We start from the raw sequence: 16,440 nt of genomic DNA, 5'->3' as shown, positions 1-16,440 counted from the left end.
TGTTTTTGCTAATTTAGGTTTTAAATAAAAAAAGCGGCGCATGGCCGCTTAAATATATTTTTTTAAAGAGCGTATTACCAGCCCGGTGTAAAGCCCAGCCCAAACACTGGTTTTTTAACATCGGTGCGGTTAAAAGGAATAGCCAGGTAAGGTTCCAGCACAAAGGCGCCAAAAACGTTTATCCTTAACGATATGCCCGCGCTTAAAGCAGGTACACGACCGTAAGTTGTATTAAACACAGGGTTGCCGTTGCTATCAACTTGCGGTACACCATTTTCATCCACAACAGCCGTGCGGCTTAAAACCGGCGGGTTTTTCTGAAAATAAATATGCTCGCCGGCATTCCAGGCCAGGCCTGCGTCAAAAAACAAGTTCAGATCGGTAAACAAAAATTTAGATTTGATTTGTGCCAGCTTTTCGGGCCCGGTAAAGGGCAGGCGGGTTTCAAAATTGAACACGGCCATGCGGCTACCCGATAGCTGGTCGATATTAAAACCGTTTGATGACTTGCTATTGTTATTGTAAAAAGTTTGCCCTTCATAACCCCTGATGTAAAAGGGATAACCTATAAATAGGGGGTAAATACCGTTTGAATCGCCAAAGCGGCCGTAGCCATAAAAGCGGGCTGCAAATGTAACCGGCTCAACACGCACATATTTACGAAGATCGATAGTTGGCGAAAAGAATTTGTATGTGCCAAAGTTATAACCGGCTTCTAACCTGTACCTAAAGCCATTCAAGGGAGCGGTTACTCCAAAAAACGAGTTGTCGCCAACAAGCGCGGTTGACAGTTGGAAAAGAGAATACGATTTTAAATTATAACCAAGCAAGGCTGCCTCGTCCGAATTGGCTACCTTTTTCTTATCTGAATTAAGATAGGTATAGGTTAGTGTTTGTTTGTTATTAGCATCAACTGCAGTATCAATTTTATAGGTATCGCTGTATCTGTCAACGCGATAGGAGTTATAGGATGCGCCTGCGCTTACTTCAAAACGGTTTGTTTTATCGATAGGATAGGAGGTAAATACCCTGGCGGCATCTTCAAAATTGCGGATGATATCTGTGTTTTGAGATAATACTTTTACGTTTTTGCCGCCCACATTTTGAACCGGCAATGTTTCGGTTTGTATACCAAACAGGTAAGGGATATGCGATATACCTGTACCCAAATTCCATCGGCCAGTTTGGTTTACATAAGTTACAGCTGCGCCGGAGTCATAAATCTGACCGTTTACAGATGCCGCCGCGAAGATTTGATTCCGGCCCAGTATATCGCTGAAAACACCCTGGATACCACTTGAAAGGCTTGTGCCATAAAAGCTGCTTACTCCAATGCCAACGCCGCTGCCGGCCAGGTAATCAAGCTTAAACTTAGGGCGATATGGGATTTCTTTAACAGAATCGGTCGGGATTTTACGGTAGGCCAGGAAATTGTTAAGATTTGAGTTGATCAGATCAACTCCCACGGCATGGGGAGGAGGCAGCATAGCCGCGCCAAAATCTACCGCCTGTGGTTGTAACGCAATTGGTTTAAAGGCTGATGCTTTTGCATTGTACAAGGCATATTTTTGTGCCCGGTAGTAGGAATATACCACATCATCGTTAGCAGAGACACTTAATGCAGGCGAAAACTCGGTGATGCCGCAGATTCCGGTAAACAGATCGGTCATTTGCTCAACCTGGCCTGTGCTAATGGTATAACGGTACATATTGCGGAAGCCATCCCTGTTGGACAGGAAGTAGATCTGGGTTCCATCGGCCGAGTATTGCGGGTTTAAATTGTTGGCACCGTTAAATATTTTGATATCGGTTACTTTGCCTGTTGCCAGGTCAAGTTCGGCCAGGTTAAAGGTGATGGCCTGCTCTAACGATTGGTCATAGGTGGAGCGATCACTTGAAAATAGAACCTTTTTACCATCCCTTGAATAGGTTGGCTGGTAATCGGTATACTTATCATTGGTAAGCTGCGTAATCTTTTTTGTATCGAAGTTATAGGAGTACAAATCGCTTTGTCCTTCAACAAGGCCGGTAAAAACAATATCCTTACCATCTGGCGACCAGGATAGGTTACTAAACTGCTCTGCCTGCTCCATTGATACATCATCAAGGATGCGTCCATTGTTGATGTCAACAACTTCCATACGATTACGCCCTTTGCTAAACACACTGAACGCAAAACGCTTGCTGTCCGGCGACCATGCGCCGGCCGATTCGATAAAGTTAAACTCATCTATGTGGGTATTTGATACTTTGCTTGTGAGCTTGCGCAAAATTTTACCCGTTCGGGCATCAGCCAGGTACAAATCGATACTGAACAGGCTTTTGGCAGATAAGAACGCCAGGTATTTACCATCAGGGCTTACCGCCGGGGCAACCACAAGGTCGCCACCATTGTCTTTATCTACCAGTTTTAAACCAACAGGCTTTTGTACGGTATCCTTTAAAAAGGGCTTGTAGGTGCTTTCTATTGAGTTTTTCCACAGGCGGGATAGTGTTTTATCATCGTATCCAAAAGTACGCCTGATGCCATATGCAAGGCCGTAGCGGGCTGTGTTTTTGAAAAATGGCACGATCACGGTATCTCCGTAAGTCGATCCTAAAAACGACCAAAAGGCTTCTCCGTAGCGGTAAGGGAAATACTTGTTACTTTCCGTCAGATCGCGAACCGTAGGGATATCATGGTTCAGATAAGCATCACGCATCCACATGGCGGTGTAGGCATCTTTTTTACCCAACGAAAGATACTCGGCCATACCTTCTATCATCCATAGTGGAATGTTATTGATGTTCTCGAAATTCTCATTCTGATTTCCACCTAACAATGCATGGTACTGAAAAGCATGCACCAATTCGTGACCTATAACGTGGCGCGTCATTTGGTTTGTTTCCATCACCGGCATTACTACACGGTTTTTTAAACCCTCGGTAATACCGCCGGTACCTACGCCAATTTCTCCGTCGATGGCTGTGGTTTGCTGAAAATCGGGGTGATTGGCGTATAAAATGATTGGGTTGGCTGTTTTGAATGTATCCTTAAAAACCTGTTGATGCAGTGTGTACCACAATTCGCTTTCCTGGGCAAAGCGCTTGATCATACTATCATTTTTGATATAATAGTATATTTCGAAATGTGGTGTTTTATAAACTTTAAACTTTAGGTTTTTGTACCGTACTTTATTTTGGCCAAAATATTGCGCCCTGGCGCTGTTGCTGATGAGCAGCGAGCAGATAAGGCATACCAATATAAAGCTGAACTTTTTAGCGTTGTTTAACAATGAGTAGGTTTTATTCATAATTCAAACTAAATAGAATACGGCTAATTTAATGAATAATCGGCAGGCTGTAGGGCCTGCCGATTGATATTTAAACTTGTACCTGAACTTTTAATCCCCTCCTACAAAAGCCTTATTTTTGATTGGCGGGCGTTGTTTCGGGATTCTCCGGCGTACTGGCAGCTGGTGTTGGTATAACGTTGGTGGTATCAATAGGGTTGCTTGTACTATCTACCTCCGTAGTATCAGTGGCAATATGCGGCGACGGACAATTATAGTTTTTGGTGATCTTGCTCCATGGTTTTGGGAAAGGCCCGTAAGTATAACCCAATTTCGGATCGGCGTACACCTTTTCCATAAAGCGGCCAAAAATGGGCAGGGCAGTGTGTGATCCTTCACCTGTTTCGGATGATGTAAAGTGCACACTTCTGTCGTCGGCACCAACCCAAACCCCTGTAACCAAATCCTTCGTGATTCCCATGTACCAGCCGTCGACATAATCAGATGACGTGCCGGTTTTGCCGCCAATCTGGTTATCCTTTTTCCAAAGGCCAGGGTATTCCCATAAGGCCTGCGAGGTGCCTCCAGGTTCTTCCATACCGCCGCGGAACATATAAAGCATCAGCCAGGCAGTTTCCTCGCTCAATACTTTTTCTTGTTTCAACTCAAATTCGTCAATTACATTACCCTGCTGGTCTGTTATTTTTGTTACCAATAAGGGGTCTATCTTCTGGCCTTTATTCAGAAAGGTGCTATAAGCCCGCACCATCTCATAAACGGAAACATCATTGGATCCTAATGATACCGAAGGAACCGATTTTAATGGGCTTTCGATACCGCATTTGTGAGCGTACTGTACAATTTTATCCCATCCCACTTTTTCGGTAAGCTGGGCTGTAATGGAATTTACCGATTTACCCATAGCCCACCTTAGCGACATTTCCTGGTACGAAAAATGGAAATCGGCATTATTAGGTTGCCATACTTCATCTTTACCGTTGTCTTTATATTTTATGGTTACAGGCTGGTCTGTGAATTTATCGCAGGGGGTATAGCCATTGTCAAGTGCTGTGAGGTAGGCAAATGGTTTAAACGTAGATCCTGCCTGCCTCCTTGATTGGTTTACGTGATCGTAGTTGAAAAAACGATGGTCGATACCGCCAATCCAAACTTTTATCTTACCTGTTGATGGCTCAAGCGTCATCATGCCGGTATTTAACAGCTTGGCGTAATATTTAATAGAATCGATGGTTGAAAATGTGGTATCCTGTTCGCCATGCCAGGTAAAAACGGTCATCCGTTTTTTGGTTTTAAAATACTCGCTTATTTTTACGGTGTCACCACCAAATTTTTTATCCAGCAATTTGTAAATAGGCAGTTTTTGTTCGTTTTTTAAAATGAAATCTTTGATTTCGACACCTTTCGAATCGCGCCACGGGTTTTTATTGCCCCATAGGTTGTAAAAACGCTTTTGCAGCATTTTCATTTTTTCGGCAACCGCCTCTTCGGCATATTGCTGCATCCGTGAATCTATGGTTGTATAAATCTTCAGACCATCCTCATATAAATCATACCCATTATCCTTACACCATTTATCCAGCCATTTTTCAACCGCGCGGCGCAGGTATGAGTCGCCATGCGAATCTTCTTCTACATAGCTTAAATCGAGTTTTATGGGCGATTGTGAACTGCTTGTATATTGGTCTTTAGTAATGGAACCATTTTTAAGCATCTGGCCTAAAACCGTATTTCTGCGTTCGGTAGCACGTTCGGGATTGCGGATAGGATTATAACTGGATGTGGCTTTCAGCATACCTATAAGCAAAGCGGCCTCACCGGGGCTAACCTGATCGGGTTGTTTGTTAAAATATTTTAATGTGGCTGTTTTTATACCAAAGGTATTATTACCAAAAGGGACCGTATTAAAATATAATTCAAGAATTTTTTGTTTGCTATATACGTGTTCAATTTTAAAGGCAGTAAGCCACTCTTTAAACTTGTATACAACAGTATTTATAAGAGGAACTTTCCGGATAAAGCCCTGGGATTTGCGCTTGCGTGTTTCAAAAAGGTTTTTGGCAAGTTGTTGTGTAATGGTACTGCCGCCCCGCCGCTCGCCTTTAGCCGTTGAAACCATACTGGTGAAAAACGAATAAAAATCGACACCGCCGTGACTGTAAAAACGCACGTCTTCGGTTGAAATAAGCGCGTTTATAAGGTTGGGCGAAATATGCTTTAAATCAACAGGCGAGCGGTTTTCCTTATAATACTGACCTATCAGTTTGCCATCGGCAGTGAAAACCTCCGACCCAACAGAAAGTACAGGTGTTTTAATATCCTGCATGTCAGGCGAATAACCAAAAAGCCAAAGGAAGTTGAGCTCTATAGAGCAAAAAAAGATGATAACGAAGTATATGAAGATAACAAGGAATCGCAGAAACCGGTTTCGTATTTCTCTGAACATTGGGTAAAGATGTAAAATTATGGCGCTAAATCATAGCCCGAAACAAATATTAATATGTGCAGTTTATATAAAGCTAAATATATACCAGCCACCTGCCACTTTATTTAATAAAGGCCTAAAATTTCCGTAATATAATTTAATGTTGCCTTAAAAGGTAACTTATATTTAGGTTTGAACAATGGTGTATTACATTAGCTAAAAATAAACTTTTATTATCAACGCAATTTTAATACCTAAATTTCATGTTAACAACGTGTAAAACAAATTTTTTATCATGAGTAATATTGTCAAAAAATTTAAAGTCGAAAATGGAAAGGGATTTAAGCTGGGAGACTTCGATCCGGCATATTCAGATGGATTTAAAAAAATTGAGGCCCGAAAGACATTAAAAGACCTGATAGACGAAACATTTGACCTGCAGACAGAACTTTATGCAGCCAATAAATATGCCCTGCTCATCATTTTCCAGGCGATGGATGCTGCGGGAAAAGATAGCGCTATTGAACATACATTATCGGGCTTAAACCCGCAGGGCTGCCAGGTTTATAGCTTTAAGCAACCCAGTACCGAAGATTATTGAACACGACTTTCTGTGGCGGCACTATCGCTCGTTACCCGAACGCGGCAGGATAGGTATCCATAACCGGTCACATTATGAAAATGTATTGGTAACCAAGGTACATCCCGATTTGTTATTAAAAGAACATTTGCCGGGAATTAACGATGTAAAGGATATTGATGGAAAGTTTTGGGATAAGCGTTACGAAAGCATCAGGGCGTTTGAAAAGCACCTTACGGATAACGGTACGGTTATTATCAAATTTTACCTGAATGTATCTAAACAGGAGCAAAAACTGCGTTTTTTAAAGCGAATCGACAACCCCAAAAAGAACTGGAAATTTTCGGCTGCCGATATTGAAGAGCGGAAAAAATGGGCTGACTATATGGATGCCTATGAAAAAGCTATAAAGAAACTGCTACCAATGATTGCCCCTGGTATGTAATCCCCGCTGATAAAAAATGGTTTACACGTATAGCCATTTCTTCGGTTATCCTTGATACCCTAAAAGGATTAAAGCTGAAATACCCGGTACTTGAAAAAGAAGAGAAGGATAAATTGGACGAATCCAAAAAGCAATTGGAAAAGGAATAAATCACCTGCTCCAATTGCTTAAGCCAACCTTGTTAAATGCCAGAAAATATATTTTGCGCGGGTTCGCCAATTAACGGCATTGGTTTTCTTTCACCCTGGAGTGCGCCAAGCAGGCCAATCACCCAGATTACAAAAAGTGCAACCCGTACTACCCAGAGTATTGCTGCACCAAACGAAAAACCTACCGAAAAAAGTATAGCACCGGCGGCATACGATACGATCATCGACACGATGTGGAATAGCAGCGTTTGCCTCATTTGATAGCTGCCTGGTAGGTTTTGTTTTTTTGATACAGGGCAAAATAAGCAATAAGCCACCCTATAATGGTAAAATAACTGATGATGCCGGCTAATTTGCCATCATCGCTTGACGAATAATTGCTCATAGTTCAGAAGGTGATTTTAGGTGATAATTAATTATTAAAGCTAACCATAATTGTGATCAAAAGAGCAGTTTAACCGCAAATTATTCCACGGTTATTTCATCAGCAAAAATGTATGATTGGCTGCCTTTACTTTCATGCCAGTCGGGTAGTGCGCCATATTGTTTGGCTATGATTTTAATGTAGTGGGTGTTTAAATTTAGCGGGGCGGTAAATTCCTGGGTTTGCAAATTTGTATCTTTAATATCTACTTTAGTATTCACCGTGGCTGCCAACTTATAATTCCTGCCGTCGTCAGATACCCAATATTGAACATATTTAGGGAAAACTATCCAGGCATTGCTATCCTGCAATGTGCAATGCTAACTTGTTTTACAGGTTTTATGGCACCCATATCAATAATGGCTTCCAAATCCTTACCCTGGTAGCCCTGCCAGTTGCCCACATGCCAGTTTGCTGTGCCATGGATGCCATTTATAAGCGATTCGTCGCCTTTATCTGCATAGCTGGGCAGATATTTATTGACGAGCGTTAGTTTGATGTCTGATCGTAGTTTAATAAAGTTGGCCTCGTCAATAAAGCTGCTTTTACCCTTAATAATTGCTATTGCCTTAACGGTTGTATCCCGGCAATGGCAATCGGCTTAGTGTAGGGTGTTGAGTTTGCGGTAGGGGTTGATCCATCTAACGTGTAATAAATCCCGGCATCTTGGTCGGCACTTTTTATTTCGATGCTGATGGGGTCTTTGAAGGATTTGGCTGGGGCTATAATATAAGGGTTAGCCACAATCAAGCTATCGGTAATTTTTGAAGTTGGGCGTTCCAAATCCTGTACAAAGAGTTTATTGGCCAGTTTGCCGGCAATACTTCAAACTCGCCGCCATTGGCTATATCGTCAAAATTGAGGTATAGTTTGTTATAGGTTTTCTTGGCTAGGCTCATGCCCTGTAAATAAATATTGCCTTTGCCTATGCTTGCGCCAGAGTTAAGGATGGTAAATTGCTTGCCGTTTTCTAAATTAATAACTGCTTTATCAAACTGTGGCACCCCAACCTGGAAAGCCTGCTGCCCGGGGGCAATATTGTAAATGCCCAGCGAACTCATGACATACCAGGCCGACATTTGCCCGCAATCTTCGTTGCCAGCCAGCCCATCGGGTTTATTGCTGTATTCCTCACGCAATATCCTGTCTATATAAAACTGTGTTTTCTCGGGCGATGCGGTAAAGTTGTACAGGTAAGCCATATGGTGACTTGGCTCGTTTCCGTGGGCATATTGGCCAATAAGGCCGGCTACATCCGGGATATCACTGCCCTTTAGCTTCGATTCTGTGGTAAACAATTCATCCAACTTAGCTTCAAAAGCTTCCTTACCACCCATTTTTGCCATTAGGGTTTCTACATCCTGGGGTACCATGAACGAGTATTGCCAGGAATTGCCTTCGGTGTAATTCCCGTTTATCTCGGTAGGGTCAAAGGGGGTAAGCCAGCCACCGTTGCTGCGGGCCTGCATAAAACCATTTTGGTTGTTGTAAACGTTTTTCCAATATTGGGCACGTTGAATATATTCGGCATAATCGTTAGGCTTGTTCAGCATTTTAGCCATCTGCGCTATACACCAATCGTCATAGGCATACTCCAGGGTTTGATACCGAAGCATCTTCCTGGTCGGATAGTGCAGCGCCGTTTTTACGGTAAATATCCAGCCCAAACTGGTTGCGACTCACCGCGGCTTTCATTGCTGTAAATGCTTTTGCCGCATCAAAATCGCGAATACCTTTTGCATAAGCATCTACAATAACCGGGATGGAGTGATTACCAATCATGCAATAAGTTTCGGTACTGGCCAGCGGCCAGATAGGCAACAAACCGCCCTGATCATACATCGCCAGGAACGATTTGATGAAATCAAGTGTCCGTTTTCTATCAATTAATGCAAGCAAGGGATTTTCGGCCCGATACGTATCCCATAGCGAAAAAACAGTATAACAGTTAAAGCCTTGCGCGGTATGCACCTGCTGATCCATGCCCCGGTATTGGCCGTCAACGTCGCTATAAATGTTGGGCGCCAGCATGCTGTGGTATAAAGCGGTGTAAAATATGGTTTGTTTTATACCTGCATAATCAATAGGTTTTACCTTTTTGCCGGCGGGAGCCGGTCCGTAAGGGCTGTTAACTGTCCCTTCATCGCTCAATGCCGATTGTTGAGATGAGGATGGGCCGCCGCCTTCTACCTGTATTTTATTCAATTCGGCGTTCCAGGTAGCTTTGGCTGCCTTCTGGATCTTTTTTAAAATCGAAATCAGGTACTTCGGCATCAAGGTTTTTTAGGGCACCTTCGGCGCTTACCGCCGAAATGCCAACTTTGGTAATCACCTCGCCGGGATTGTTAAACTGCAGGTACATTTTAATGTTTTTGCCCTGCGCTTTGATTTTTCCTTCCAGTAACTCGTTGTTGCTGGCTACCCCATAGGTTTTAAATGTTTTGAGAATTTAGCGTAAAAATAAACCTGCTGGTTGTTGGCCCATGATTTTGACTTCCGGTAGCCGCGAACCTCATGGTCATTTACCACTTCAATCCACGAATCCAGCACCTCGTCGCGGTGTTGCAGGTCTATTATAATGTTGGCCTTTTCGGTACTGGGGTAACTATAACGATGTACTCCTACGCGGGTGGTGGCCGTTAATTCAACGCCGATATTGTATTTATCCAATAGGGTTTTATAATAACCAGGCGTGGCAATCTCATTTTTCTTTTTAAAACCAGAACGGTATTCGGTGTTTTTAAACTGCGGCTCGCCGGTTGTAGGCATAAACAACACATCGCAATAATCTGGAATGCCTGTGCCGCTTAAATGGGTATGCGAAAAGCCATAAACCACCGTGTCGGTATAGTGATAGCCCGAGCAGCCGTCCCAGCCTTCCAGTCGTGTATCGGGACTTAGCTGCACCATACCAAAAGGCATTACCGCACCGGGATAAGTATGTCCATGCCCCCCGGTGCCAATAAAGGGGTTAACCAGCTGGGCGTAATCTTTATCTTTTTTTTTTGTGCCGATGAAATATGGGATAACAAAAGGATTGCAGCGATAGAAAAACTGCTTACAATGGCGCGCGACGATGGCATATTTTTAACGTGTGGTATAATAACGCAAATTAAAACTTAAAAGCATATAAACGAAAAAACGCCCGGTTTATTAGCCGGGCGTTTAGTTTAGCAAGGGGGTATTATGCGTTGCGTACAACGCCCATTTTTTTCAAAAGCTTACGGTTTTCGCGGCGGTGAACCAGCCGGTGAACGATAGCATATATGATAGGCAATATCAATAATGTTAATATGGTAGAGGTTACCAGGCCTCCAATAACTACAATAGCCAGGGGTTTCTGCGTTTCGGAGCCGATTCCCGTTGATACTGCTGCCGGCATCAACCCTATGGCCGCCATCAATGCAGTCATCACCACAGGCCTTACACGACTGATTACGCCATCTAAAATGGCCTTATCCAACGGAATATGCTCTTCCAGGTTCTTTTTAAATACAGATACCAGGATTACGCCATTTTGTATACACACACCAAATAAGGCGATAAACCCTATACCTGCAGAGATACTAAAATTGGTACCGGTAATGTGTAAGGCTAATATCCCGCCAATTAAGGCAAATGGCACATTCATGATAACCAAAGTGGCATCTTTGGCATTGCCAAATGTGATAAACAAGATGAGGAATATCACCAGTAAACAAATAGGCACTACGTGGGCCAATGTATTTGATGCACGGATCTGGTTTTCAAATTCACCCGCCCAAACATCAGTGTAGCCGTGTTCAAATGTTACTTTTGAGTGCACCTTACTTTGTGCCTCGGCAATAGTGCTGCCCAAATCGCGGCCGCGTACCGAGAATTTTACGGCAATGTAGCGGGTGTTGTTATCCCTGTAAATAAAAGCAGGCCCGGTAATTGTTTTGATGGTAGCTATTTCTTTTATTGAAATTTTCGATCCGTTAAGGGTAGGTACCATCAGGTTCTCTATTTTATCCTGGGTATTGCGGTATTGTTGCTGATACCTGATCCTCACATCAAACCTGCGTTCGCCTTCATATAATTCAGTTGCCGCTTTACCACCAATCGCCATTTCTATAACAGAGTTTGCATCGGCGGTAGATACGCCATAAAGTGCCATTTTACGCTGGTCAAGCTCAATCCTGAACTCTGGTTGGCCTAAGTTACGTAGTACCCCAAGATCTTCAACGCCCTGTACGGTTTTCAAAATTCGCAGTACACTGTCGGCTTTTTTATCAAGTGTTTGAAAATCGGGGCCGAAGATTTTTACGGCTAACGCGGCGTTAACACCTGCAACCGCTTCCTCTACGTTATCCCGAATAGGCTGCGAATAGTTGAATACAGCACCAGGGATTTTGCTTAGTTGCTTATCCATCTGGGCAATAAGTTCATCCTCGGTAATGCCGCTGGGCCATTCTTTTTTGTTTTTAAGATCTACCTGGATTTGTACGTCAAAGAAGCCTTTAGGGTCGGTACCGTCATTGGTACGGCCAACTTGTGCCAGGGTTTGTTTTACCTCGGGAAACTTATCTAATATCTGCATCATTTTTTGATTGATGCTTTCTGCTTCTGACAATGAAACACTCATAGGCAATTCAGCCTCTACCCAAAGCGCTCCTTCATTTAAATCAGGTAAAAACTCTGATCCTAAGAACCTGGCAGAGAAGAATGTGATCGCCATAAATGCAACCGCAACCAGCAAACTTAATTTTTGATTTTTATAGGTGAAGTTGAACATCCGGCGTATGCCGTTCTCAAAAAAGATAACAACCGGATTATGTTTTTCCTTTACGTTTTTCTGTAACAGAATGCTGGACAGGGCAGGCACCAGGGTTAGTGTGAATATTAATGCCCCAAGTAATGCGAAACCTAAAGTATAGGCCAAAGGCGAGAACATTTTACCCTCAACCTTCTGAAATGCAAAAATCGGTATTAAACAGGTGATGATAATCAGCTTGGAGAAGAAGATGGCTTTACCCATTTCGGCCCCCACATTTTTAAACAGCCCCAGCTTAGCAAGTCCGTTAAACTTTTGCATACCTACTTCTTTGGCCTTATGATCAAGGGCAACAAAAATCCCCTCAACCATTACAACCGCGCCATCTATAATAATACCAAAATCCACAGCACCCATTGATAACAGGTTGGCGCTCATTCCTTTTATACGCATACATACAAAGGCAAACAATAAAGATAACGGGATGATGATAGCAACGGTAAGGGTTGTACGCCAGTCGGCCATAAATAGGAATACGATGACGGTTACCAGGATAATACCCTCGCAAAGGTTATGGATAACTGTTTCGGTGCAAAAATCCATCAGGTTGGTGCGGTCGTAAAAGGTATCAATCTTCACGTCCTTGGGCAGGATGTTATCGTTCAGATCTTTTACTTTGTCTCGGATACGATTTAACACCTCGGCAGGATTTTCGCCTTTGCGCATTACAATGATACCTTCCAATACGTCTTTCTGCTTGTCGCGGCTCACCTGCCCTAAGCGGGGCAGGCCTGCCTCTTTTACATCGGCAATATCCTTAGCCAATATGGGTACGTTGTTTACATTTTTGATGATGATATTTTGTATCTCATCGATATTATTGATAACCCCGATACCGCGCACTACATAGGCCTGGTCGTTTTTTTCAATCACGTCGCCACCCACATTGATGTTACTGCGGTTAATGGCAGTATAAACATCCAGCGAAGTAAGCCCGTATTTTTGTAACAGGGCGGGGTTAACAGAAACTTCATAAGTTTTTTTCCTCGCCACCAAAGCTGTTCACATCGGCAACGCCGGGTACAGATTTAAATTGGCGATCAAGCACCCAATCCTGAATGGCAGTAAGTTCGTGGATTGATTTGGTGCGGCTTTTAAGCGTATAACGATAAATCTCGCCGGTAGGGCCGTAGGGTGGCTCAACTTCTGGTTTTACACCATCGGGCAAATCGGCATTGCCCAGGCGGCTTAGTACCTGCTGCCGGGCAAAAGCGTCATCCACATCATCATCAAAAATGATGCGCACGTATGATAAGCCGAAGGCAGACGTTGTACGCAGGTTAGCCTTTTTTTGTACCGAGTTTAAAACAGTCTCCATCGGGATGGTGATCATTTTTTCAACTTCCTCGGCGCTGCGGCCCGGCCATTGGGCAATAATGATGATTTGGGTATTGGTTACATCAGGAAACGTCTCGATGGGCGTATTCATGTAGCTCCACACACCAAGCACAATCAAAACCAGTGTCATAAAAAACACAAAGTAGCGGTGCCTGAGCGAAAAGTAGATTATATTTTTAATGAATTTATTCATTTTGATAGTATCAAGTAGTTTTTAAACAGTATCAAGTAGCGAGTATCAAGTATCAAGACCTTTTTTCTCAAGGTTTATCTTGTATTGGAAGCATCGGTAAACACGATTTTAAAATCTTGATACTAACTACTTGATACTAAAAAATCAATCTCCCGCTAACGCATCGTATAAAAGCAGGCCGTTTTTGGAGATCACTCTGTCGCCGGCGTTTAGGCCAGATGCGATGTAGGTGATATCGTCTACTGTTTTGATAACGCTTACCTCGCGTACCTTTAAATCGCATTTGCTGTTATAAACCACCACGAAGTTTTTACTGCTGTCGAAAATCACTGCTTTTGCCGGGATTGATACCGACGTTGCGGCATCGTTATTGGTAATCACTACATTGGTAAACATTTCGGGTTTCAGCAGCATATCGGTATTTGGTAATACCACTTTTATCTTCATTACTTTGTTATCAGGATCGAGCACCGAGCTTACAGCATCAATTTTACCTTCGAAAACCTTACCGGGGTAGGCCAGCGTGGTTACTTTTGCACTGTACCCAGTTTTAACCTTGCTGATGTCGGATTCAAACACGTTGGCCCAAATCCATACATCTTTCATGTTGGATATCGTGAACATACTGCCGTTGTTATCCTGGCGGATGAAGCTGCCTGTGGTAACATTTTTTTCGACTACATAACCGGTTTCGGGTGCCCTGATAATCAGCGTGCCGCCCGGTTGGTGTTACCGCCACCATTAATGGCTATTTGCTGCTGAATTTTATGGTTAGCTGCTTCTGCCTTGTTATAATTTTCTTTGGCTTCGGTGTAATCACGCTCGCTGGAGATACCATTTTTGTACAGGTACTCCGCCTGCTCCAGTTGGCGTTTTGATATGGCGAGGTCTGATTTTGTGGCCGTTAAGTCGGTATAATTCCCGGCAACATCGGCGCTGCGCATGATAGCAAGGGTTTGACCTTTGGATACTTTATCGCCAAGGGAAACTTTAACATCCAGTATTTGCCCGCTTGAAAAAGGAAAAACTTTTACAACGTTATTTTCATCATTTGAAACCTCGCCCGATAGGGTAAGTTCATTTTTTATGGCGGTTGTTTTTGCGGTATCAATGGTTATGATTTTTGCCATCGAATCGCTTACGCAAACCTGCTTATTTTCGGCTACGGGTTGCGGCTTGCCTTTGCAGGCGGCAAGCAATAGTAAAGCGGAGATGCCGGATAACAGCGTTTCTCTTTTCATCATTTATATATGTTTTATAAGGTGTTTTACGATTTAATTATAGTAGTGCCGTTGCAAAGTTCAGGTCGGCAATGGCTTTTTGCAGGTTGTATTGCTGTTGCAGTATTTTTAGCTTGGTGTCTTTGTAGGTATCAAAAAATCGACAAATTCAATCAGGCTGATTTGTCTTTGCTGGAAGCTTTTAAGCATGCTGTTAAACAGTTTATCGTATTGCTCATTAAACTCCAGTTGCTGGGTCGAGAACAGTTGCTGGTTTAATTTGTACTGATTTACAGCCGCTACAACATCGTTTTTAAGCTGAAGTTCGTTCTGCTTTACAGTTGCTTCCTGACTTTGAATATTGAATTTGGCCGACTTGATATTGCCCTGGTTACGGTTAAAAAAGGGCAGGGGCAAGCCAATTTGCAGGCCATAGTAGTTGCGGGCATAACTGCTGTTTTGGTCATAAGCGGCACCGATAGTAACATCGGGTACGGCCAAAGCTTTTTGATACGCCAGGTTATGTGTGGCCGAACTTAACTGGTATTGATTTGACAGGTAATCGGGCCTGTTTTTTTTTGGCCTGCTCAATCAAACCTGGGATATCGAGGGTTACCGTTTCAACAGGTTTGTCGTTTATCAGCGGGTATACAAAGGCAGTTTCCTTGGTTTGCAGCAGGGTTTTTAACTCAGTTTGCAAATCGTTTACCTGGCGATGATTTTCTACCATATCATTCTGCAGGCCAAAAAGTAATGCTTTCAGGCGGATCAGATCTTTCATTGAAGTATTACCGGCATCAAATGATTTTTGAATGGCCGCAACCAGGTTCTGGGCCGAACTAATTTCGTTCTGGTAAACTTTTTCCTGGGCGTTCAATGTAGCTAACTGGCTGAAATCCAGCTGAAGGTTGTAACGCAGGTTGCGCATCAGATCGGCAAAGGCAGCTTCCTGAACTTTGGCATCATCTTCGGCTACTTTTACCTGTTTGCCGCGTTTGCCGCGCGGTAGCAAAAACCTGGCTTAGCTGCACAAAAACCTGGCCGCTGTTATTGCCGTGGTAAAAGAATTTTTTGCTGCCGCCATCCCAGATGTTTTGGTCGGTGCTTAGTACCGGGTTGTCCCAGAGTTTGGCTTGCTGTATCAGCGCTTTTGAAGCCTCAATATTATACTTCTGCGCCAGTAAGGCCAGGTTGTTTTCCAAAAACTGTTTTTTCGGCATCCTGGAAGTTAATTTTGAGTGTGTCGGTTTGGGCGGTTGCCCGATTTGTATTACAGCAAAAAAATACAACTAATAAAAATAGCAGGGTTTTTATTTTACACATAGTCCTCTTTCAATTCAACGGGGCAAAAGTTAGTAACTCTCTTATGAATTTTCTATGAAGAGGATTACCGGATGAAAATTATGTACGCGGATATTAAGATCAGGCGTTCGCTTTTGCAGGAGTATCCGTTCGGATTAGGAAGTCCTAATCCTTAAGTTATTATAAATCAGATTTTTAAGTGTTCGAATGTTTCGAAGAGAGCTTTGGGTTTATTTTATATATACTGATTGTCAGTTGGTTATAATTTATGAGGTGTTC

At 43.0% G+C, this 16,440-nt stretch carries 17 protein-coding genes and 2 pseudogenes; 4 read left to right on the top strand and 15 right to left on the bottom strand.

Features of this window, described 5'->3' with window-relative positions; genetic code table 11:
* Positions 1-74: 74 nt before the first annotated feature.
* The gene (locus FSB76_RS00080) at positions 75-3,293 is read right to left on the bottom strand and encodes a PD40 domain-containing protein (RefSeq protein WP_147051581.1); all 3,219 of its coding nucleotides are present in this window, start codon (positions 3,291-3,293) and stop codon (positions 75-77) included.
* 112 nt (positions 3,294-3,405) lie between these two features.
* Positions 3,406-5,736, bottom strand: coding sequence for a penicillin-binding protein 1A (locus FSB76_RS00075; protein ID WP_147051580.1), 2,331 nt, complete (start codon positions 5,734-5,736; stop codon positions 3,406-3,408).
* A 274-nt stretch (positions 5,737-6,010) separates the two neighbouring features.
* On the opposite strand from FSB76_RS00075, the gene FSB76_RS32635 reads away from it, so the two are divergent.
* The 3 genes and pseudogenes from FSB76_RS32635 to FSB76_RS00065 all read left to right on the top strand — a co-directional run bounded on the left by FSB76_RS32635 (position 6,011) and on the right by FSB76_RS00065 (position 7,150).
* Entirely contained in the window at positions 6,011-6,316 is a 306-nt protein-coding gene (locus FSB76_RS32635; RefSeq protein ID WP_262713498.1) for a polyphosphate kinase 2 family protein, read from the top strand.
* Positions 6,282-6,889 (top strand): annotated as a pseudogene (locus FSB76_RS32630) (hypothetical protein). The gene FSB76_RS32635 and the pseudogene FSB76_RS32630 overlap by 35 nt, the downstream one beginning before the upstream one ends.
* Before the next feature lie 36 nt (positions 6,890-6,925).
* Complete coding sequence (locus FSB76_RS00065) at positions 6,926-7,150, top strand: hypothetical protein (RefSeq protein WP_147051579.1); 225 nt, start codon at positions 6,926-6,928, stop codon at positions 7,148-7,150.
* Here the strand turns inward: FSB76_RS00065 and FSB76_RS32620 are convergent.
* Together FSB76_RS32620 and FSB76_RS00060 are read right to left on the bottom strand one after the other, a co-directional pair.
* Positions 7,143-7,274 (bottom strand): hypothetical protein, encoded by a 132-nt coding sequence (locus FSB76_RS32620; RefSeq protein ID WP_262713497.1) that lies wholly within the window; start codon positions 7,272-7,274, stop codon positions 7,143-7,145. The genes FSB76_RS00065 and FSB76_RS32620 overlap by 8 nt on opposite strands.
* An 80-nt stretch (positions 7,275-7,354) precedes the next feature.
* On the bottom strand, positions 7,355-7,624 hold the full coding sequence (locus FSB76_RS00060; RefSeq protein ID WP_147051578.1) for a hypothetical protein: 270 nt from the start codon (positions 7,622-7,624) through the stop codon (positions 7,355-7,357).
* Here FSB76_RS00060 and FSB76_RS00055 point away from each other — a divergent pair.
* On the top strand, positions 7,624-7,806 hold the full coding sequence (locus FSB76_RS00055; protein ID WP_147051577.1) for a hypothetical protein: 183 nt from the start codon (positions 7,624-7,626) through the stop codon (positions 7,804-7,806). The two genes, FSB76_RS00060 and FSB76_RS00055, sit on opposite strands and share 1 nt — an antisense overlap.
* 68 nt (positions 7,807-7,874) lie before the next feature.
* Here FSB76_RS00055 and FSB76_RS00050 read toward each other — a convergent pair whose 3' ends face one another.
* From FSB76_RS00050 to FSB76_RS32595, 11 genes and pseudogenes are all read right to left on the bottom strand, one after another.
* The gene (locus tag FSB76_RS00050; protein ID WP_225976369.1) at positions 7,875-8,057 is read right to left on the bottom strand and encodes a chitobiase/beta-hexosaminidase C-terminal domain-containing protein; all 183 of its coding nucleotides are present in this window, start codon (positions 8,055-8,057) and stop codon (positions 7,875-7,877) included.
* A gap of 2 nt (positions 8,058-8,059) precedes the next feature.
* Positions 8,060-9,344: pseudogene (locus tag FSB76_RS32615) on the bottom strand (GH92 family glycosyl hydrolase).
* Positions 9,345-9,510: 166 nt separating this feature from the next.
* Positions 9,511-9,675, bottom strand: a complete 165-nt coding sequence (locus FSB76_RS00040; protein WP_147051575.1) for a glycoside hydrolase family 92 protein — start codon at positions 9,673-9,675, stop codon at positions 9,511-9,513.
* Between the two features lie 56 nt (positions 9,676-9,731).
* Entirely contained in the window at positions 9,732-10,292 is a 561-nt protein-coding gene (locus FSB76_RS00035; RefSeq protein WP_262713519.1) for a hypothetical protein, read from the bottom strand.
* Between the two features lie 205 nt (positions 10,293-10,497).
* Positions 10,498-13,101, bottom strand: a complete 2,604-nt coding sequence (locus FSB76_RS00030) for an efflux RND transporter permease subunit (RefSeq protein ID WP_317131362.1) — start codon at positions 13,099-13,101, stop codon at positions 10,498-10,500.
* Positions 13,079-13,639, bottom strand: coding sequence for an efflux RND transporter permease subunit (locus tag FSB76_RS32785; RefSeq protein WP_317131361.1), 561 nt, complete (start codon positions 13,637-13,639; stop codon positions 13,079-13,081). Before FSB76_RS32785 ends, FSB76_RS00030 begins: the two co-directional genes overlap by 23 nt.
* 144 nt (positions 13,640-13,783) lie before the next feature.
* Positions 13,784-14,344 (bottom strand): efflux RND transporter periplasmic adaptor subunit, encoded by a 561-nt coding sequence (locus FSB76_RS32605; protein WP_262713518.1) that lies wholly within the window; start codon positions 14,342-14,344, stop codon positions 13,784-13,786.
* Between the two features lie 2 nt (positions 14,345-14,346).
* Positions 14,347-14,883, bottom strand: a complete 537-nt coding sequence (locus tag FSB76_RS32600) for an efflux RND transporter periplasmic adaptor subunit (RefSeq protein WP_147051572.1) — start codon at positions 14,881-14,883, stop codon at positions 14,347-14,349.
* Between the two features lie 105 nt (positions 14,884-14,988).
* Complete coding sequence (locus FSB76_RS00015) at positions 14,989-15,450, bottom strand: TolC family protein (protein WP_147051571.1); 462 nt, start codon at positions 15,448-15,450, stop codon at positions 14,989-14,991.
* On the bottom strand, positions 15,380-15,871 hold the full coding sequence (locus tag FSB76_RS00010; RefSeq protein WP_147051570.1) for a TolC family protein: 492 nt from the start codon (positions 15,869-15,871) through the stop codon (positions 15,380-15,382). The genes FSB76_RS00015 and FSB76_RS00010 overlap by 71 nt, the downstream gene beginning before the upstream one ends.
* Positions 15,822-16,079, bottom strand: a complete 258-nt coding sequence (locus FSB76_RS32595; protein ID WP_147051569.1) for a TolC family protein — start codon at positions 16,077-16,079, stop codon at positions 15,822-15,824. The genes FSB76_RS00010 and FSB76_RS32595 overlap by 50 nt, the downstream gene beginning before the upstream one ends.
* Between the last annotated feature and the right edge of the window lie 361 nt (positions 16,080-16,440).

This window comes from Mucilaginibacter ginsenosidivorax, from assembly GCF_007971525.1.
Lineage (GTDB): Bacteria > Bacteroidota > Bacteroidia > Sphingobacteriales > Sphingobacteriaceae > Mucilaginibacter > Mucilaginibacter ginsenosidivorax.
Note: the sequence above shows the minus strand (reverse complement) of the source record. Positions and strands in the feature narration are given on the sequence as shown.

What these genes read in the sequence shown, in the direction of transcription:
- FSB76_RS00080 (WP_147051581.1), bottom strand. Translation starts at nt 3,293, where the DNA reads ATGAATAAAACCTACTCATTGTTAAACAACGCTAAAAAGTTCAGCTTT.
- FSB76_RS00075 (WP_147051580.1), bottom strand. Translation starts at nt 5,736, where the DNA reads ATGTTCAGAGAAATACGAAACCGGTTTCTGCGATTCCTTGTTATCTTC.
- FSB76_RS32635 (WP_262713498.1), top strand. Translation starts at nt 6,011, where the DNA reads ATGAGTAATATTGTCAAAAAATTTAAAGTCGAAAATGGAAAGGGATTT.
- FSB76_RS00065 (WP_147051579.1), top strand. Translation starts at nt 6,926, where the DNA reads ATGCCAGAAAATATATTTTGCGCGGGTTCGCCAATTAACGGCATTGGT.
- FSB76_RS32620 (WP_262713497.1), bottom strand. Translation starts at nt 7,274, where the DNA reads ATGAGCAATTATTCGTCAAGCGATGATGGCAAATTAGCCGGCATCATC.
- FSB76_RS00055 (WP_147051577.1), top strand. Translation starts at nt 7,624, where the DNA reads ATGTGCAATGCTAACTTGTTTTACAGGTTTTATGGCACCCATATCAAT.
- FSB76_RS00040 (WP_147051575.1), bottom strand. Translation starts at nt 9,675, where the DNA reads ATGTACCTGCAGTTTAACAATCCCGGCGAGGTGATTACCAAAGTTGGC.
- FSB76_RS32785 (WP_317131361.1), bottom strand. Translation starts at nt 13,639, where the DNA reads ATGAATAAATTCATTAAAAATATAATCTACTTTTCGCTCAGGCACCGC.
- FSB76_RS32600 (WP_147051572.1), bottom strand. Translation starts at nt 14,883, where the DNA reads ATGATGAAAAGAGAAACGCTGTTATCCGGCATCTCCGCTTTACTATTG.
- FSB76_RS32595 (WP_147051569.1), bottom strand. Translation starts at nt 16,079, where the DNA reads ATGCCGAAAAAACAGTTTTTGGAAAACAACCTGGCCTTACTGGCGCAG.